The sequence below is a fragment of the Vagococcus intermedius genome (assembly GCF_029144185.1).
GTDB classification, from domain to species: domain Bacteria; phylum Bacillota; class Bacilli; order Lactobacillales; family Vagococcaceae; genus Vagococcus_D; species Vagococcus_D intermedius.
This window is the reverse complement of the sequence record NZ_CP110232.1, coordinates 1,826,172-1,846,079: the sequence shown is the minus strand read 5'-3', so window position 1 is coordinate 1,846,079 and position 19,908 is coordinate 1,826,172. Positions and strand designations below refer to the sequence as shown.

At 35.4% G+C, this 19,908-nt stretch carries 16 protein-coding genes, 1 other RNA gene and 1 riboswitch; of the genes, 13 read left to right on the top strand and 4 right to left on the bottom strand.

The annotated features are described in order from the left end of the window. Positions 1–122 precede the first annotated feature (122 nt). The gene (locus OL234_RS08620) at positions 123–1,457 is read left to right on the top strand and encodes a M20 family metallopeptidase (RefSeq protein WP_275468828.1); all 1,335 of its coding nucleotides are present in this window, start codon (positions 123–125) and stop codon (positions 1,455–1,457) included. Between the two features lie 34 nt (positions 1,458–1,491). Here OL234_RS08620 and OL234_RS08615 read toward each other — a convergent pair whose 3' ends face one another. Further along, the gene (locus OL234_RS08615; RefSeq protein WP_275468827.1) at positions 1,492–2,955 is read right to left on the bottom strand and encodes a DUF3114 domain-containing protein; all 1,464 of its coding nucleotides are present in this window, start codon (positions 2,953–2,955) and stop codon (positions 1,492–1,494) included. A gap of 141 nt (positions 2,956–3,096) precedes the next feature. Next, on the bottom strand, positions 3,097–4,233 hold the full coding sequence (locus OL234_RS08610) for a GTP pyrophosphokinase (protein WP_275468826.1): 1,137 nt from the start codon (positions 4,231–4,233) through the stop codon (positions 3,097–3,099). A gap of 183 nt (positions 4,234–4,416) precedes the next feature. Here OL234_RS08610 and OL234_RS08605 point away from each other — a divergent pair, with 183 nt between their 5' ends. After that, positions 4,417–5,700 (top strand): hypothetical protein, encoded by a 1,284-nt coding sequence (locus OL234_RS08605; RefSeq protein WP_275468825.1) that lies wholly within the window; start codon positions 4,417–4,419, stop codon positions 5,698–5,700. A gap of 117 nt (positions 5,701–5,817) precedes the next feature. On the opposite strand, the gene ssrA is transcribed toward OL234_RS08605, so the two are convergent. Together ssrA and OL234_RS08595 are read right to left on the bottom strand one after the other, a co-directional pair. After that, positions 5,818–6,181, bottom strand: a transfer-messenger RNA (tmRNA) gene (ssrA, locus tag OL234_RS08600). A gap of 115 nt (positions 6,182–6,296) precedes the next feature. After that, positions 6,297–7,073 (bottom strand): Cof-type HAD-IIB family hydrolase, encoded by a 777-nt coding sequence (locus OL234_RS08595; RefSeq protein WP_275468824.1) that lies wholly within the window; start codon positions 7,071–7,073, stop codon positions 6,297–6,299. A 255-nt stretch (positions 7,074–7,328) separates the two neighbouring features. Between OL234_RS08595 and OL234_RS08590 the strand changes: the two genes are divergently transcribed. From OL234_RS08590 to pcrA, 11 genes are all read left to right on the top strand, one after another. Next, a complete protein-coding gene (locus OL234_RS08590) occupies positions 7,329–8,048 on the top strand; it encodes a winged helix-turn-helix domain-containing protein (protein ID WP_275468823.1) in 720 nt (239 codons plus the stop codon). Continuing rightward, on the top strand, positions 8,048–9,526 hold the full coding sequence (locus OL234_RS08585; RefSeq protein ID WP_275468822.1) for an ATP-binding protein: 1,479 nt from the start codon (positions 8,048–8,050) through the stop codon (positions 9,524–9,526). The genes OL234_RS08590 and OL234_RS08585 overlap by 1 nt, the downstream gene beginning before the upstream one ends. A gap of 133 nt (positions 9,527–9,659) precedes the next feature. Continuing rightward, positions 9,660–9,941: a UPF0223 family protein gene (locus OL234_RS08580; RefSeq protein WP_275468821.1), complete on the top strand. Its 282-nt coding sequence runs from the start codon at positions 9,660–9,662 to the stop codon at positions 9,939–9,941. Position 9,942: 1 nt separating this feature from the next. Beyond that, a complete protein-coding gene (locus OL234_RS08575; RefSeq protein WP_275468820.1) occupies positions 9,943–10,704 on the top strand; it encodes an inositol monophosphatase family protein in 762 nt (253 codons plus the stop codon). Between the two features lie 157 nt (positions 10,705–10,861). Then, positions 10,862–12,700, top strand: coding sequence for a translational GTPase TypA (gene typA, locus OL234_RS08570; protein WP_275468819.1), 1,839 nt, complete (start codon positions 10,862–10,864; stop codon positions 12,698–12,700). Between the two features lie 229 nt (positions 12,701–12,929). After that, positions 12,930–13,100: riboswitch (cobalamin riboswitch) on the top strand. A gap of 124 nt (positions 13,101–13,224) precedes the next feature. Further along, positions 13,225–14,175: a methyltransferase domain-containing protein gene (locus tag OL234_RS08565; RefSeq protein ID WP_275468818.1), complete on the top strand. Its 951-nt coding sequence runs from the start codon at positions 13,225–13,227 to the stop codon at positions 14,173–14,175. A gap of 5 nt (positions 14,176–14,180) precedes the next feature. Then, positions 14,181–15,182 carry an ABC transporter substrate-binding protein gene (locus OL234_RS08560; protein ID WP_275468817.1) on the top strand — a complete coding sequence of 334 codons (1,002 nt, stop codon included), beginning with the start codon at positions 14,181–14,183 and terminating at the stop codon, positions 15,180–15,182. Position 15,183: 1 nt separating this feature from the next. Beyond that, the gene (locus OL234_RS08555) at positions 15,184–16,245 is read left to right on the top strand and encodes a FecCD family ABC transporter permease (protein WP_275468816.1); all 1,062 of its coding nucleotides are present in this window, start codon (positions 15,184–15,186) and stop codon (positions 16,243–16,245) included. After that, on the top strand, positions 16,245–17,027 hold the full coding sequence (locus OL234_RS08550) for an ABC transporter ATP-binding protein (protein ID WP_275468815.1): 783 nt from the start codon (positions 16,245–16,247) through the stop codon (positions 17,025–17,027). Before OL234_RS08555 ends, OL234_RS08550 begins: the two co-directional genes overlap by 1 nt. Before the next feature lie 207 nt (positions 17,028–17,234). Continuing rightward, the gene (locus OL234_RS08545; RefSeq protein WP_275468814.1) at positions 17,235–17,435 is read left to right on the top strand and encodes a cold-shock protein; all 201 of its coding nucleotides are present in this window, start codon (positions 17,235–17,237) and stop codon (positions 17,433–17,435) included. Between the two features lie 205 nt (positions 17,436–17,640). Then, the gene (pcrA, locus tag OL234_RS08540; RefSeq protein ID WP_275468813.1) at positions 17,641–19,893 is read left to right on the top strand and encodes a DNA helicase PcrA; all 2,253 of its coding nucleotides are present in this window, start codon (positions 17,641–17,643) and stop codon (positions 19,891–19,893) included. The last annotated feature ends 15 nt before the right edge of the window (positions 19,894–19,908 follow it).

The following is a 19,908-nucleotide window of genomic DNA, read 5'->3' as shown; positions in this document are numbered from 1 at the left end:
TTTGCAGAGAAATTAAAAAGTGGTATGATAGTTACGGATAATAGTATTATTAGTTGAGTTAATCAATGATTAGTTTTGTTGTAGTGTAGTTAAAGCTGAAAATCGAAAGGTGTTGGAGAAGGATGAAAAAATTTATTACAGAGGAACATAAGAAAGGTGCAATTAGTACGTTACAACGGTTAGTGAAGGTTCCATCTTATTTACAAGATGCTGTACCAGGAGCGCCTTTTGGTCAAGATATTTTAAATAGTTTAAAAGAATGCTTAACAATCTTTGAAGAAGAAGGCTTTTCAACTTTTATTGACCCAGAAGGTTATTATGGTTATGCAGAACTAGGTGAAGGCGAGGAAGTTTTTGGAGTTTTATGTCATTTAGATGTAGTCCCAGCTGGAGACCTAAGTTTTTGGAATAGCCCTGCTTTTGAAGCAACACTAAAAGGAGAAGCTTTAGTTGGGCGTGGTGTTCAAGATGATAAAGGCCCAACAGTGGCGGCCTTATATGCAGTTAAAGCACTTAAAGATGCTGGGGTAGAATTTGATAAGAAAATTCGTTTTATTTTTGGGACGGACGAAGAAAACTTATGGCGTTGTATGGAAAAGTATCATGAAAAAGAACAAGGTGTATCTATGGGAATTGCTCCTGATGCGAATTTCCCTGTTATTTATGCAGAAAAAGGACTATTACAAGTTTATTTGACTGGAGAAGGTTCAGCTGAGTTCGAAGTCTCAGGTGGGGCAGCCCTAAATGTTGTACCAGATACGGCTATTTATCGTGGGAATAAAGCCGAAGAGATAGCATCTGACTTACAAAAATTAGGCTACTCTTTTGAAGAGGTATCAGGAGCACTCCATGTCAAAGGGAAAGCCATCCATTCTAAAGATGCTCCCGAAGGGATCAATGCTAATACACGGCTAGCTGAAGCCATGGTTAATCATTATGACCATCAAGGAATTGACTTATTAGGCAAGTTAATTAAAGAGGATGCCAAAGGAATTAGTGCTATAGGCGAGTTTAAGGATGAGGCTTCAGGCAACCTAACATTTAACGTAGCAACTGTTGAGATTAATGATCAGGAAACAAAAATTGGCATTGATATTCGTATTCCCGTTACCTTTGAGAAAGAACAAGTTGAAGACAAGCTTCAAGAACTTGCCAAAGAATATGGATTTAAATACGAGGAACATGACTTCTTAGCGTCATTGTATGTTCCAGTTGATTCAGAGTTAGTTAAGACATTACTAGGTGCCTATCGTGATGTTACTGGTGATATGCGTGAGCCGATGATTTCAGGAGGCGCTACCTTTGCTAGAACAATGGACAATTGCGTAGCATTTGGCGCTATGTTTGAAAATACAGTGGATACGATGCATCAAGCGAATGAAACTTGGCAGTTAGATGAAATGTATCAAACCTTAGAAATTTACGCCGAAGCGATTTATCGTTTGTGTGGTAAATAAAAAATAAACACGCCCTCATTTATTATGGGCGTGTTTATTTTTTATCTACTTTATTGAAGTCATAGTCGACAAGTGAGGGACTTTTCCAACCTTTTTTGCAAAGTTTACGAATGAAATGATCATATTTTATAGGTGGCTCACTATCTAGACGACGATGCTCTTGATTATTTTTAGTGGCATAATTAAGTGACTCCCCATTTAATAATTCTCGTTTAAAGTCGTCAGTAAACTGATAATTTTGAGGATTACTGATGATTTCTTTAGGGGAAAGTTGTTTAAGGACATTCCACTGGCTAACAAACATCCCATGTTGATTTAAGATAAATTCTGAGTGAAAGTTAGGGGTTAATCTTTTTCGGTGTAAGTAAGAAGCTTGGTAAGAGTTATAGTCGCAATTTTTTGGGTATTTATTATGAAACCTAGCAGGCTCACGCAAAAGTTTCTTCTTACCGAGACCTAAAGGATAGGGCGCTTTTCTATAAGCTTCTAGAGATGCTTCATCAGTGTTCCTAGGAAATTGTGTTCTGATATAATTGATGTTTTGTTTGTCGAAATACATTCTTAATTGATGAATTTGGGAATTTTCTAATTCTTGCTTTTTATAAGCATCCCGCACACAGTAGCAATAAAGTTCAATAAAATCACTGTGTGGCGCCATCTTAGGATCGAGACTATGACAACCGGTCAATTGTAGGAAGTCGAACGAATCCAGTTCTGCGCCTAATTGCGTTAATACTAATTCTGTCTTTTCTAAGGATGTGAGTCGACTCGTTCGAAACATTTTTGTATAAAGTGTTGAGCCAACTAATTGAGTATCATGCAACAAGAGTTTGAAAATAAGAACATCGACCGATTGTTTAGATTGTGAATTAAGTTGAAAATATAAATGAGAAAAAAAAGTAGTAATGGCCGTATTATCCCAGCAATAGTCAAAATAAAGCGTATTAAAGATCGTTGGCGCTAAACCTTCTATTCGTCTTTTAGTACGGATAGATAACTTTTGAGGATAAGGAGGTGCGTAACGTATTGACCAAGTTTGCCAGAGGTGAAGTTTAGTCAGCATGTTTAGAGAGTTGGTAAAGCATGCTAGGTCTTCAATATCAACGTCTTGTTTTTTTATAATTTTTTGTAGTAAGTTAATTAATGTATCTAGTTGTTTAAGAGGCTCATATTGCGACTGATTGAAAAAAAAGACGTTCGGTCTTTTACTGACTCGGGTAAATATCTGGATCAGGATTTGCTTAATACTAGTAAAAAGTAACGGCTTAGTTTTTTTGATTTCATGTGGCTTAAAGGCTTGTGATAATGTTAGCAGTTGTTGTAATTTATGCTGTAAGGGCAAGACTCTAAATAGCTGTTTGTTTTGGGTATAGTAATAGTGACCGAGTATGAGTTGTTCAAAAGCTAAAATGAATCCGTTACAAATTTCGACTTTAATAAGTATGGCACTAGAAGTAGCATCAGTTTTGAGTAAAAGGCTGTGTTTATATTGTGTCATAACTTGTATTTCATGGTAACAGAGTTGGTTAATAAAGGCTTTATTCAACTTTTTTTTTGTAAGAATAGTGGGTACCATATACTAATCAGCTCCTTTATTGAGAATAGTAAGATAAAAAAAGAGCGGTAAGTACCGACTCTTTTAAAGGGGATCCTTTATTTTATGATAGAGTCGTGTGACATGTTCATAAAAAGAGGGATCTAATTCCTTCCGAGGTGTGATGTCTGAATCGGAGAGAATGGTCATTATTTTTTTTTCTGAATAATTGTGTAAAATCATATAATAGTATCCAGCATAGAGTAACGGCGTGCCTTTAGCATAAGTATAAGCAGTTTGTTTAGGGTTATTTATAGCGACATCTAACATCATTTCCTCACAAAAATGTTGGCTTTTTTGCAATAATTGTTTAAGTTCCTCAATTGTATCAATGCCAATCGTATCAAAAATTGAAATTATTTTAGGGTTTAATGAATTTTTGGTATAAAAATCTAAGTTAAGTCCTTTTTGTAAGAAATTTTCTTTTAATTGTGTGAGTAGCTGACGATAATCTGGATCTTTCATAATAAATAATTTTAAGGTAATAGAGTCAATATCAATTTCTTGTAGCGGTGTGTCATCCTCTAAATTATGACTGACTTTTTCTTCATAGCGGGTTAAATTGTTACGAATATTTAAAAATTCATCATCTGCAATTTCAAATAAACCAGCTAGGCGAGAAAAATTACGACGAATATTTTTGGGGATTTCACTTTTGCTTTTATAACCGAGGTCATGTTCGATTTCAGCCCAGGTATGTTGTAAAATAGTTCTAATTTGAATTTCAATTTTTAATTGCTCAAATTTTTGATTTTCAGGTAACTCCAAGCGGTTGTCGCTTAAGCTGACAACATAGTGTAAAGAAAGGTAACCAAAACGATCGGGCTCCATAATAGCTCGTTTGTCGATAGAATTTTGATGGTCAACTTCAAATTCATGATTGATTAGTGCAGCTATTTTATCAACATCGTCTGAATAATAAGTTACGATGCGCAAACCACAAATATCTGTAATTTCAGAAATATCCGTATATTTATCTTTTTTTTCGATTTTTTTATCCAGGCTATCACGCTCTTTAATACGTGTATCAATTGTGTGAGTAGCAATCGATTCAGACTCGACTAGCGAGCGAATGATTGAGCGAACAGTAGTTGTAAATTGGTCATACAATGGTTTGTTATCATCGTATTGCGACAATAGGAGTTCTTTATAGTGAGATGTAGCAGAATGTTTTGTTAGCATTATTTTCCATCCTATATTCAGGTTATTATGTTAAGTATTAGAGTACTTACTAATGTATCATAAAGGTAAAAGTTAGAACTGACAATAGCTAAATAGTTAAAAAAGGGTGTTAAATAGTAGTTTTTTGAGAAAGAGAATGATACTATTTTGGTAAGAACTGTTGCGATATAAAGGAGTGTCAAAATGAAAAAAATTAAAATAGTAAGTGTACTAATACTAGCTAGCTTGGCTTTAACAGGTTGTAAGCCAGATCCTAGACCGTCTGATTCAGCATCAAATAGTGATAAAAAAACGGTGGTAAAAGAGGAAAAGAAAGCTAAAAAAGTGACCAACGATAGCGATAAAAAAGAAAGTCTATCAGAAGTTTCAAAAAAAGAGCAAGAAGAAGCTAAACGTATCAAAGATCGTCAACTGATTAAAAAATTAAAAGCTGAAAAAGAAGCCAGACAACGAGAAAAACCGAAAGATAAACAGGAAAGTAAGGTAGAAGAGAGCGGTAATGTTAAAAAAACTAAAGAAATTAAAGGTGAGGAAAAAGAAAAGTCTAAGCGAATAGGTGGAAAGAAAGACTTGCCGAAGAAAAAAAATCAAGACCCAAAAGCTCCAGCTGAAAAAGTAGAAAAAGCTGAAAAAGAAAAAGTAGTGGCGCAAGATAAGAAAAAACGTAAAAAAATTGAGAAAGAAGCGAAAGAAGCTAATACGATTCAACAACAATTAAAAAATGAAAAAGAACGTGTCTGGTTTATTGGCTATACTAAAGATAAGGCAAGTATTAATGCTGATAATATTATCGAACAAGTGATGATTTCAAAGAATGGCAAAATAAAAGTTTATGATACGGCAGGAACCGGTTCTACTTTGAAAAAGTTAGAAAATAAAACGGCTGATGAACTTGTCTCAGAATTAGAAAAGTCGAATAAAGCTCAATTTGAACGTTCTAAAGATTTAATGGTCAATGATTTGACTAATCAAATTAAGGAATTAAAAGAGGAACAGGAAGAGAACCAGTTAGAAAATGGGGAGACAGAGCTAAATCAAGCAGAAATTAAGGAATTAGAAAATATAGTTGACTACTTGTCAAAAGAAAAAGAGTACCAGACTGTAGACTGGCAAAAACCTGAAATTACGGTTGAATTAAACAAATCAGGTAAAATTGTGCGTAATGAGGAGATTCTTTTTACAGACTATAATCAATTATCTTCTATTCCAGAAGATTATGATGAAAAAGGGCAGTTAAAACCAGAAGCAATCCAAAAGACCGGGCTAATATCCTTTAATGATACGTTGCTTAATGAAAAATTATCAGATAAATTGTATAGTGGTTATTTGACTATAGATGATTTAAGTGATGAAGAGGCAGAAGAATTTTATTATATTATTACAGAAACAACATCAGACTCAAAAGAATTTGAGTTAGATTCTAAGAAAGCTGATGGCGTGACGGTTATTGATGCCATCGAAAGATAAAAAAGACTCGCTATAGTTAGCTATAGCGAGTCTTTTTGGTTTAAATAAAGATAACTATTGCTAGAGAAATAAGTAAAATAAAAAACAATCAGTTTTAACTGATTGTTTTTACTCCAATAATGGAGGCGGCGGGAGTCGAACCCGCGTCCAAGCACATCGGCACTTAAATATCTACGCTCATAGTTTTATGTTTGAAGTTTCGCTTAGAGTTCTGACATAAAACAAACATACTTCTTCGCTAGTCTGATGATCTCTTCTAAACATTCCAGACGGAAACATTTAGCGTATCCCACTTAATTTGAGACCCTTACCCGAGCACATGGGTGATGCCGGAAGGATCTTCACCCGCTGGTTTTACGCAGCTAAAGCGAAAGTGTTTTCGTTTTTAGCAGTTATATTTAACTGTAACGTTTTTACGTAGACGTAACCTACGGAACGCAATCCAAGCTCGAACTGAACCTGTCGAATCCGTAACGCCCCCTTAATAAAATAATAAGGGTGTGTCGGAAATAAACTTTACTAAAAGTAGTATAACATACCTAAAAAAAAAATCAAAGAACAAGCTATCAGTAACTGGTTCTTTGATTCTACTTGGGCTAATCGATTAAATTAAAATGACGCAAAGCTTGAACAATGCCACCTTCTGTATTTTTAGCAGTAATATAGGTCGCAAGTTCTTTCAAGGCAGGAATAGCATTTCCCATAGCAATTCGGTTATCACAAGCTTTTAGGAGATCGATGTCATTAGTCCCATCACCAAAACCATAAGTCGGTACGCCTTCCAAATTCAATGCTTTCACTAGTTCACGCACGCCGTTTCCTTTAGAACCGCCTTTGCTAATAATATCAATAGCATGGGGACCATTTCTAAAGAAAGTTAGCTCCGGAAATGCTTCATGATATAAGGTATCATCTTCTTCGCAAAATGCTAAAAACATATTAACGTTATTTTCTTCATAAAACGTAGAATCAAGTCTTGGTAGGGGTGAATTAATGAAGTCATAAGCTTTTTTTACCATAGGAGTATGTGCTGAGACACGAATTGATTCTGGCGTATAGTAACCAATTTCATGATTTAATTCTTGTGTTTTATGATGCAAACGTCGACAAACATCTTTCGGAATAATTTGACTATAAACAATCTCGCCTTCAAATAAAACATGTTGCCCATTCATTGTAATGAATGAGTTGATACCAGTTTTTTCTGCAAAATCAGTTACTTCCAAATTAGTTCGACCGGTTGCAATAACTGGAATAATCTTATTGTCTTGTAACGCTTTCATTGCTGCGCTAATTTCTGGCGTGATTTGTGAGTTGCCATCTAAAAGCGTACCATCTAAATCAAAAAATGCTAATCCATTAACTGTTGTCATAGTAAAAAAACTCCTTTAAGATCGGTCCTTAAGAAGATACCTAAGTAACCAAGTGATACTTAAGAGTGTAACAAAAATCATCTATTAAGGCTAGAAATGTGTGAATTTTAGTGGGAAGGATTCACCTAAAGGGTCGTAAATATGAATGAATGATGAATAAAGTGAATGATTTTAGAATAAAAAAGCAAAGTTGTCATCAGTGTAACTAATTGTAGTATAATGAGGTAAAGAATGTAGAGAAAAGGGGTTTTAGGTATGAGAGTACTGATGATTGAAGATAATGAATCGGTATCCGAAATGATGCAGATGTTCTTCTTAAATGAAAAATGGGAGGCAACGTTTAAATACGATGGCAAAGAAGGTTTGGAGACTTTTTTAGCTAGTCCAAATGAGTGGGATATGATAACACTTGATTTAAACTTACCAACGATGGACGGGGTTGCTGTTTGTCGTGAAATTCGCAAAGTGTCCAATACTGTACCGATTATTATGTTGACAGCACGTGACTCAGAAAGTGATCAAGTCATTGGTCTAGAAATGGGAGCCGATGATTATGTTACCAAACCATTTAGCCCATTGACTCTAATTGCTAGAATTAAGGCGCTTCACCGCCGAGCAGAGTTAGCGGAAGCGAATCTTGTATTAGCAGATAGTGAAACGGGCTTTGATGTGATGACAGAGCACTTTAAAATGAATACTAAAACAAGAGAGGCTTATTTATCAGACCAGTTAATAGCAGGCTTGACCCCAAAAGAGTTTGATTTATTATACACTTTGGCTAAAAAACCACGTCAAGTTTTTTCTAGAGAGCAGTTATTGGAAATGGTTTGGGATTATCAGTATTTCGGTGATGAACGAACAGTTGATGCACATATTAAAAAATTGCGCCAAAAAATTGAAAAAGTTGGCCCACAAGTGATTCAGACTGTTTGGGGCGTAGGTTATAAATTTGATGATTCTGGAGTCATAGTTTAATGAAATACCTGTTTCAACAGATGATTGCTTTCTGGGCGATTATTTTAACCATCTTGATTATAGTAGGCGTATCTTTTACACAATTTACAAGACAAACGATGATGACAACAACCTATCAACAAATGGAAGGATATGCAGATTCAATTCGTGAGAATAGTATGGATGAGCCGGGGGAACTGTTATCGAATATTCGTTTGACAGAGGTAGCTTTACAACATCAACAAGTTGTGTTTATGTATATCGATGCTCAAAAAGTGGTTCAGCACCCAGATGAAGTGGAAGGAAGCAGCCCAAGTTTTATTAGTGACGAATCTTGGAAAAATGTTCAAAAAGGTGATGGTACGGCTGTTAGAACAACTTTGGAAGCACCTGTTGGGAGTCATCGGAAAGAATTAGCTGCGATGATTTTAAAACCTTTGTATATTAGTAATGGTCATGAGACGAAATTTTATGGAGCAATAGCTGTCTTACAGCCAATTAAATATATGGAACAGAGTATGAAGGCTTTAATTGAAAACTTATTTAAAGGTTTTCTAATATCAAGTGTAATTGCATTATTCTTCAGTTATGGTATTGCTAGATTTCAAGTGAATCGGATCAATCGTATGAAAAAAGCTACTAGACAAATAGCGGAAGGTAATTTTGATGTTGATCTTGAAATAAAAGGCAATGATGAACTTGATGAGTTGGCTCAAGATTTTAATCGAATGGCGGAAGCGCTGAAAGAGTCTAATGAGGAAATTGAGCGCCAAGAAAATCGACGGCGGCAATTCATGGCAGATGCTGCTCACGAGATGAGAACGCCACTCACGACTATTAATGGCTTACTTGAAGGAATTGCTTATAATGCTATTCCAAAGGATCAAGAGGAGAAGTGTATCAAGTTGATGCGAAATGAAACAACACGTTTGATACGTCTAGTCAATGAAAATCTTGATTATGAAAAAATTCGTAGCAATCAAATTAAAATGGTCAAACAAACTTTTAACGGGACCGAAGCCTTGTCCCAAATCGTCCAGCAATTACAAGGGAAAGCAGAAGCCTCAGGAAATACGTTATGTTTACTCACTACCGACGCAGTGATGGTCTATGCTGATTATGATCGTTTTGTCCAAGTGATTGTTAATATTACTCAGAATGCGATTCAGTTTACAACAGATGGTAAAATTGAATTGAGTCTTACAAAAAGTTATTTAGAGACAATCGTTGAAATTAGTGATACAGGAATTGGTATGAGTCAGGATGAGGTAAAAAATATTTGGGAGCGTTACTATAAAGTTGACCCGTCACGTAAAAATACTAAGTATGGCGAGTCAGGTTTAGGTCTAGCAATCGTGCATCAACTTGTCAAACTCCATAAAGGTCATATTGAGGTAATGAGTGAAAAGGGAGTTGGGACAACGTTTAAAATAGTTTTTCCTGATAAAGAGTTACCTAAACATGAGCAAGAAACAGCTCTAACCCAAAATGAGTCCTAAATTTAAAGATAAGAAACTCGCTTTGTAGTGGGTTTCTTCTTTTTTATAAATTCTATTTAAGAAGTTCATTCCCTATACGAAGTTCTTTTTTTTTGATACACTTAAAATAAAATATAAAGTAAAAGGTGATTATGTGGAAGAAAATTATAGTTATCCATTAGACATCGATTGGAAGCCAGAAGAGATGGTTATTGTCATGGATATGTGGCAAGCAGTTGAAGCGGCTTATGAACAGGGAATACCGGCAAGTGATTTTTTAGAAACTCACCGCCAATTTAAACAAGTGATTAAAAGCATTGGAGAAGAGCGCCAGCTCGGTAGGGAGTTCGAAGGTGTGTCAGGATATTCACTGTATCATGCATTACAATCTGCTAAGAAAGCACCAGATAAGTTGTTGAAAATGAAGGGGGCTTAAGATGGTACAACGTGAGATGGTTGAGGAGATAAAAGGTTGGATTTATGAAGCTTCAGAAGTCATCAAAGCTAAATTGGCAATGCCCCTTGAAGTTGCTGAAAAAGAGAATCGGTCAGACTTAGTGACAAATGTCGATCAGGAGATAGAAGCTTTTTTTATAAAAAAAATACGTGATAACTATCCCAATGATCAAATTTTAGGTGAAGAAGGCCTAGGTGATCAGGTGACTGATTTCAAAAACAGAGTGTGGGTCATTGACCCGATTGATGGTACTCTTAACTTTATTAAACAGCAAGAAAATTTTTGTACCATGTTAGCTGTTTATGAAGATGGAGTAGGACAATTAGGTTTTATTTATGAAATTATGACAGATGAATTATTATGGGGAAGCAAAGAATTAGGTGTTTATTTAAATGAGAAAGAAATTATTGAAGTGCCTAATAAGCCTTTGGAAGAAGGTTTGATTAATATTAACACATCAATTTTTTTAAACAATCATTTTGGCATGCAAGAACTAGCCATGGAAGCTCTTGCTGTTAGAATGTTGGGATGTGCGGGTATTGCTTTTAAAGAAGTCGTTAAAGGGCATCATCAGGCATATGTAAGTTATTTACAACCGTGGGATTATGCACCCGCAAAAGTCATTTTTGAGTGCTTAGGTTTATCTCTCCAAACCTTAAATGGTGAAAGTTTAGATTTAACTAAAAAAGTGCCAATTATTGGATCAACCCCGATAGTTGCAGAAAAAATAACGGTAAAATAGATTAAAAAATAATTAAATTTTTAAAAGTCTGTTTTTTCTGAAAAATTTTTGTTGTTTTTCACTTGCTTTTTTTGTTATAATGAACAGTCGAGTAATTTAGAATGAACAGATTTAAACATGCAACAGATGTTTTAGAAATAGTGAGGAGAATATAAAAGTGAAATTAAGAGAAGATATTCGTAACGTTGCCATCATCGCCCACGTCGATCATGGTAAAACAACAGTAGTTGATGAGATGTTAAAACAATCTCAAACATTAGATGGGCACACATCATTAGATGAGCGCGCAATGGATTCAAATGATATTGAAAAAGAACGTGGTATTACAATTTTAGCTAAAAATACAGCTATCAAATATAAAGACAAACAAATCAATATCCTAGATACACCAGGACATGCCGATTTCGGTGGAGAAGTGGAACGTATCATGAAAATGGTTGATGGTGTTATCTTAGTAGTTGATGCCTATGAAGGAACAATGCCTCAAACACGTTTTGTACTTAAAAAAGCGTTAGAGCAAAAATTAACACCAATCGTGTTAGTTAATAAAATTGATAAACCTTCAGCGCGTCCTGCAGAAGTTGTGGATGAAGTATTAGAATTACTTATCGAATTAGGAGCAGATGACGACCAATTAGATTTCCCAGTTATTTATGCATCAGCTTTAAATGGAACATCAAGCTTATCAGATAATCCAGCTGATCAAGAGGAAACAATGAATCCTGTATTTGAAACGATTTTAGATCACATCCCAGCACCGATTGATAATAGCGATGAGCCATTACAATTCCAAGTATCATTATTAGATTACAATGATTATGTTGGACGTATCGGGATTGGCCGTGTTTTCCGTGGAACAATCAAAGTAGGAGATAGCGTATCTCTTATGAAATTAGATGGAACAGCTAAAAACTTCCGTGTTACTAAAATCTTTGGTTTCTTTGGTTTAGACCGTGTTGAAATTCAAGAAGCTAAAGCTGGCGATTTAATCGCTGTTTCTGGTATGGAAGATATCTTCGTTGGGGAAACAGTTACGCCAGTTGACCACCAAGATGCTTTACCAATTTTACATATTGATGAACCTACTTTACAAATGACATTCTTAGTAAACAATTCACCATTTGCTGGACGTGAAGGTAAATATGTAACGTCTCGTAAAATTGAAGAACGTTTAGTAAGTCAATTACAAACAGATGTGTCATTAAAAGTTGAAAATACAGATTCACCAGATGCTTGGACAGTTTCAGGTCGTGGTGAATTACATTTATCAATCTTAATTGAAAACATGCGTCGTGAAGGATTCGAGTTACAAGTATCTCGTCCACAAGTTATCGTTAAAGAATTTGATGGTGTAAAATGTGAACCGTTTGAACGTGTTCAAATTGATACACCAGAAGAATATATGGGTTCAATTATCGAATCATTAAGCCAACGTAAAGGTGAAATGCAAGATATGATCCATACTGGTAACGGTCAAATTCGTTTGATTTTCTTAGCTCCAGCACGTGGTTTAATCGGATATACAACTGAATTCATGTCAATGACTCGTGGTTACGGTATTATGCATCATACCTTCGATCAATACTTACCAATGATACAAGGAACAATTGGTGGCCGTCGTAACGGAGCCTTAGTTTCAATTGACACTGGTAAAGCGACAACGTATTCAATCATGAGTATTGAAGAGCGTGGAACAGTCTTTGTTGAGCCAACAACTGAAGTATACGAAGGTATGGTTATTGGGGAAAACTCACGTGAAAATGACTTAACAGTTAATATCACAAAAGCTAAGCAACAAACAAACGTCCGCTCAGCTAATAAAGACCAAACTAACGTGATTAAAAAACCTAAAGAGATGTCTTTAGAAGAATCATTAGAATTCTTGAATGATGATGAGTATTGTGAAGTAACGCCTGAAAACATTCGTTTACGTAAACAAATCTTAAATAAAGCAGAACGTGAAAAAGCTCAAAAGAAAAACAAAAAAGCTGATTAATTTCATACCTGTTACTAAAATAAAAAAAGACTGCCCTTTTAAATAGAGAGGCAGTCTTTTTTTTTGTGAATGATTCTAAGTTAATAAAATAAATAACTGAATCTCTCTACTTAGAAAGCAGAATAAAAATAAGATTTCTAAAAATATTAACTCATTTAATAAAACAAGAAGCTATGCTGAAGTCACCTTAGTGATTTTTTTAACTAATAGACTTGATAAAAGAAAAGGCTTTCGGTATACTTACAAGGAATAGCGAGCACAAGAAGAAGGAATGAGGTGTAAATCCTCAGCAGTCCCTTTCTACTGTAACACGGACGAAATCTCACAAAGTCACTTTTAGGGAAGACGAGAGAGTAGGATGAAGTGAAGCCAGGATACTTATTCTTATGTGAAACATTCGACAATTGGATCGGGAAAATTGTCTTGTAGCTAAGAGTGGTCAATGGTGATTGTTCAGAAATCTACAAGGCATTCCTTAATTAGGGATGTCTTATTTGTCGTATAAAAAGAAAGGAGGTATGAAAGTGTCAGACTATAGTTGTCGCCGTTGCAAGTTTCTGTACAGTGAGCGAGAAGGGGATAGTAAAAATGGCATTGTCAAAGGAACCTCTTTGAATGATTTAAAAGGGTCTCTTTGCAGTGCCTGTTGGATGAATAGTCCAAAACGCTATGTCAAGATGCAGCAAGTGTATCGTGACTTAGAAGCTCAGTCTTATTCTTATATTTGTGGTAAATATAATTTTAGTTTTTATGAGCAAGAGTTACAAGAAATTTGCTCGCTAGCTGGTCATAATATTTTGGAAGTAGGAAGCGGAACAGGTCGAGTAACTCAGGCGCTGGTAAAAGCTAATTATCAAGTAACGGCTTTAGATGAAAGTGAAGAAATGATGATGTATTTAGTGAAACAAGGATGGAGTCAAAGGGACAATTGTAAGACAGTTGTCGAGAATTATTTTAATTATGAGTCACCAGTCACTTATGAGTTGGTTTATTTTAGTGATACTACTTTTCAAGAGCTAGTGCAGCAACAAAGCTTAACTGCAGTTTTGACTCAAGCATCAAAGTTTTTAAATAAGGGTGGACATATGTGGTTAGAACTTGCTATTCCAATTGAACACACATGGCAGTATAATCGTCGGAAAATGTTAACACCTGAAAGGACACTGTATTACAGTAACAGTGGCCAAGTTAATTTGTTCGACCAAACTATCCATTATACATCAATGTTTGATGAGTATTGTAATGGGCGCTTTGTAGAGCGTTATCGTCAAGAACGTGATTTGGCGTTAGTTTTTCAACGCGATATTGAGTATCTCACAAAAGATGACTATGAATTGCTTGAAGCAAGGGAGCTTCCAAAAACTGGCGTCGTTGTAACATCGGAAAGTAAAACTTGGGTAGATGGTGGTTATCCTTTACCCTCAAGTAATCAAAATCAACGCAGTCTTTTTCTGCGATTAAAAAAGAAGAGGTAAAACAAATGACATTAAAAAAATTCAGTACAAGCTTAGTGATGGCAGCAGCAACCTTAGTCTTAATGGCAGGTTGTGGGAGTACAGGAACCAAGGAAGCAACTCAGGAGACATCTAAAGATACAAAAACAGAAGTTGTTACAGTTAGTAATTATAATTATGCAAAAGATAAAATTGATCTAACCTTTGAAAAAGTGCCAGAACGTGTGGTTACTGTTTATCAAAGTCCTTTAGAAATTATGTTGGCGTTAGGATTAGAAGATAAAGTTGTGGCAGCTTCACAATTAGATAGTGATGTTAAACCTGAATTTGAAAAAGCTTTTGAAAAAATAAAGTATTATGATGAAGCCCCTTCAAAAGAAGAAGTGATGGGATTGAAACCTGATTTAATTTATAGTTGGTATTCATATTTCGGTCCAGAAAAATTAGGTGAAGTAACTGATTGGATTGACCGTGGTACAAATACATATATGATGCAAAATAGTGGTGCTGTCAAACCAGATACTCTTCAAAATGAATACGATGATATTTTAAATATTGGGAAAATCTTTAAAGTTGAACCAAAAGCAGAAGCGATTGTCAAAGAGATGAAAGATGAAATTAAAAAAGCTAAAAAAGCAGTAGAAGGGACAAAACCAGTTAAAGCCATTATTGTGGAAGTCTCAAAAGATGGAATGTACCGTGTGTATGGTAAAGATACAATTGGTGGCGATATGGCCTCACAATTAGGAGCTGAACTAGTCGCAGCTGATGAACAAAGTATTGGGAAAGAAGATTTAATAAAATTAAACCCAGATGTCATTTTCTCAGTTTATTACGGTGAAAATATTGAACGTGAACAAGCAGAAAAATCTATTATGGATGATACCAGTTTAGCAAGCTTAGCTGCAATTAAAAATAAACGTGTTGAACCAGTTGTTTTAAGTGAAGTATATGCAACGGGAATTCGTACACTAGATGGGATTAAAACAATATCGCAAGGACTTTATCCGGATTTAGGAAACGAGTAGAATGACAGTTCGAAAAAAATGGTATTCGAGATTAAGCTTTAGTTTGGTTTTGTTAATCTTAATTATAATTTTAGTTTTGTCTGCTATCTATTCTGTTACTTTAGGCTCTGTTGGAATTGACTGGCGTGATGTGTATCAAATTATTTGGCATAAACTATCAGGAACAAGTGACTTAAGTGGAAATGTTGATGTGAGCCATATTGATATTGTGTGGCTGATTCGTTTGCCTAGAGTGATTTTAGCAATGCTGGTAGGTGCCTCTCTAGCACTAGCTGGGACAGTTATGCAGGCCCTAGTCAAAAATCCTTTAGCTGATCCTTATATTTTAGGGATTTCGTCTGGAGCTTCATTAGGTGCTACTTTAGCGATTATGCTAGGAGTTGGTACAACATTTGGTTCTAATTTTGTTGGGATGTCAGCTTTTATTGGGGCACTCATTTCATCATTTTTAGTCTTATTTATTGGGAATATTGGTCGTAGAACTGATATTGCTCAGTTGTTATTGGTGGGAGTTGCTATTAGTGCCATTTGTTCGGCGGCCTCAAGCTTTATTGTATTTATGTCTAAAAATCGTGAAGGAATGCAGACCTTGAATTTTTGGTTAATGGGAAGTCTGTCAGGTGCAAATTGGGAAAATATTAAGTTGTTATTTCCTTTAGTAACACTTGCGATGGTCTTGTTTATTATTCAGGCGCGTATCCTTAATTTGATGGTAGTTGGAGACGAGACGGCCAGTAATTTGGGTAGAAATTTACAACTATATCGTATTCTTTATATTGTGATAGTCGCTTTATTAATCGGTTTTGTTGTCTATAGTTGTGGGATTATCGGTTTTGTCGGTTTAGTTATTCCGCATATTGCACGCCTATTGGTAGGTGCTAATCATCGAAAAATGTTACCGGTTAGTTTATTAGTAGGTGCGTTATTTTTATTGTGGTCAGATGTGTTAGCAAGATTAATTATACCCGGTTCAGAAATTCCAATTGGAATTATAGTTTCTAGTGTAGGTGGACCGTTCTTCTTATACTTAGTGATTCAAAACGCTTTAAGGAGGCGAGGGTAGTGATCTATAATGTCAAGGAACTTAATGTATCGATTGACAAAAAAAAAATCTTAACAGACATTAACTTAACTGTTTCTAAAGGACAATTTGTCGGGATAGTTGGGGCGAATGGAAGCGGTAAAAGTACGCTTTTGAAAGCGATGTGTAAGTCGCTTCCATATAAAGAGGGAACAATTTACTTTAATGGTAAAGAGTTACAGGAATGGCGTGTTCGGGACATTGCGAAAGAAAATGCAGTTGTTTCTCAAGTAAATGATATGCAGTTTGATTTTACGGTTCTTGAGATGGTTTTAATGGGACGTGAGCCGCATAAAGAGTGGTGGCAAAGTGAAACAGAAGACGATGCAAGGATTGCAATGGGTGCTTTAAAAAATGTGTTATTAGAGGGTTATGCAGATAAAAAATTTTCCCGTTTATCAGGTGGTGAAAAGCAACGGGTGTTATTGGCACGTGCCTTAGCCCAAGAAGCTGATTGTCTAATTTTAGATGAGCCTACCAATCACCTTGATGTGGCGAATCAAATTTCGTTTATGAATCTAGTCAGACGTTTACCGCTAACTGTGATAGCAGTGATTCATGATTTGAACTTGGCGGCAAATTATTGCGATTATATTTATGCCTTAAAATCGGGGCGTTTGATAACATCAGGCAAACCAGATAGTGTTTTTACTGTAGACAATATTAAGACTATATTTGATGTGTCCGTCGATGTTTGCCAGATTAGAGAACAGTTGCAAATTGTTTATCTATTAGAAGAAGTAGATAATATAACACTACAATAGATGAGTAATTAAAAGTAAAACCGACTAGAAATTTGAAAATTAAGAAAACGGTTAAATAGGCATTGCAGTTATGTTTCTAGTACAGTATAATGATAGATGTAATGATGGTTTTGAAGAAGAAATTTGCTTAGGTAACAGATTGTTGGTTGGAGCTTACAGATTTTCAGAAACATGATTATAAGTAAAGATTAATGGAGGTTCTATTTAATGGAACAAGGTAAAGTGAAATGGTTTAACAATGAAAAAGGTTTTGGATTCATCGAAATCGATGGCCAAGATGACGTATTCGTACACTTTTCAGCGATTCAAGGTGACGGATTCAAATCATTAGAAGAAGGTCAAGAAGTTGAATTTACAGTTGTTGAAGGCGATAGAGGTCCTCAAGCAGCAGAAGTAACAAAACTTTAAGATTATCTTAAACCTAAATAATTACTTACAGCATCTTATTCATAGAATAAGGTGCTTTTCTTTTTGGATTAATTCAAGAGATTCGCCTTTTTTTTAAAGAAGTTTTGCCCAAAATTTGCTATAATAGAAAAGATTGAAATAATGTTACTAGTCTGACTTTTCACACAATTAGTGACTAGTGACTAGTGAAGAGGGGAAATTAGTCATGACAACTACAAATTCCTTACTGAATGGGATGAATCCAAAACAAAAAGAGGCGGTATTGAAGACGGATGGACCGCTTTTAATTATGGCAGGAGCAGGAAGTGGGAAGACACGTGTTTTAACGCATCGTATTGCGTATTTAATTACTGAAAAGAACGTCAATCCATGGAATATTCTAGCGATTACCTTTACTAATAAAGCTGCTCGTGAAATGAAAGAACGAGTAACTAGTCTTTTAGAATTCGGTGGCGAAGATGTGTGGGTGTCAACCTTCCACTCAATGTGTGTGAGGATGTTACGCCGTGATATTGATAAGATTGGCTATAATAGCAATTTTACTATCATTGATAGTTCAGAACAACTGACGCTAATGAAGCGAGTTGTAAAAGAATTAAATTTAGATCCAAAACAGCATGATCCTAGGAAAATTCTAGGTTCTGTAAGTAATGCTAAAAATGAATTAAAAACACCTGAACAATATGAGGCTGAACAAGGCAATTTTTATGAGCAGGTAGCAGCGAAGTGTTACAAACATTATCAAAAAGAACTTCGTAAAAATCAATGTCTAGATTTTGATGATTTAATCATGCTAACGATTCGTTTATTTAAAGAATCACCTGAAACCTTAGAATATTATCAACAAAAATTTCAATATATTCATGTAGACGAATATCAAGATACTAACCATGCCCAATATACATTAGTTAATTTATTATCAGCTCGTTTTAAAAATTTATGTGTCGTTGGGGATGCTGACCAAAGTATTTATGGTTGGCGTGGTGCCGATATGCAAAATATTTTAGATTTTGAAAAAGATTATCCAGATGCTAAGGTTGTTTTATTGGAACAAAATTATCGTTCAACTAAAACAATTTTAGCTGCAGCCAATCATGTTATTCAAAATAATCAACTACGTAAAGAAAAACGCTTGTGGACAGATAATGATGCTGGGGAAAAAATTAGTTATTATCGGGGTGAAACAGAACGAGACGAAACGCGTTATATCGTATCTGTTATTCAGAAGGAAATGCAGGAGTCTAAAAAAAGCTTTGGCGATTTTGCAGTGTTGTATCGAACAAATGCACAATCACGAGTTATGGAAGAGATGTTACTGAAAGCGAATATTCCCTATAAGATGGTCGGTGGTCATAAATTCTATGAACGTAAAGAAATCCGGGATATCTTAGCTTATCTTAATTTGATTGCTAATCCAAGTGACTCTCTAAGTATGGCAAGAATTGTCAACGAACCTAAACGAGGTATCGGGAATACTTCTTTAGAAAAATTACGTCAATTTTCAGTCTTGCATGACTGGTCTTTATTAGAAGCGGCTATAAATGTAGAGCTTGCTAACATATCTGGTAAGGCAAGCAAGGAGCTTGCTCAATTTGGTGAAATGATCCAAGATCTGCAACAGATGATACCATTTTTATCAGTGACTGATTTAGTAAAAGAAGTATTGGAACGAACTGGTTACGAAGATGATCTTAAGCGACAAGATACGATTGAGGCCCAAAATAGGTTAGAAAATTTGGAAGAGTTTTTATCTGTTACCCAGGCTTTTGATAAACAATTTGCTGAAACGGTAACTGAAGAGGATGACCCAATAGATAAATTGACGCAATTTTTAAATGATTTAGCGCTTGTATCGGATATTGATTCTTTAGAGGAAGAAGGCGCACAAGTCACGCTTATGACCTTACATGCCGCTAAAGGATTAGAGTTCCCAATCGTTTTCTTACTAGGAATGGAAGAGGGGATATTCCCCTTAATCCGCCAAAGTGATGAAGCCAGTGATATGGAAGAAGAACGTCGATTAGCTTATGTTGGGATCACACGTGCTGAAGAAAAATTAGTTATTTCGAATGCTTTTTCAAGAATGTTGTATGGCCAGACAAAATATAATCGTCCTTCGCGTTTTATTGAAGAGATTAATCAGACTTTATTGGAACCTGTTGGTTCAGCTAGCGCGGTTCAACAGCGAACATCAACACAGACAGGTGCAAGTATGTCTAATAATTACCGTAAGACAGGCTATGTTCAACCAACTCAGAAAAAAGTTAGTGCAAAGGTTGAAACAGGGGGAGAATCCGCTGGCTGGCAACCTGGTGATAAAGTAAAACATAAGATGTGGGGAGCGGGAACTGTTGTAAAAGTCGGTGGCTCAGGCAAGGAAACGGAATTAGATATTGCCTTTAATGGCCAAGGTATCAAACGATTATTAGCTGCCTTTGCCCCAATTGAAAAGATTTAGTTGCAGGAGGAAAGA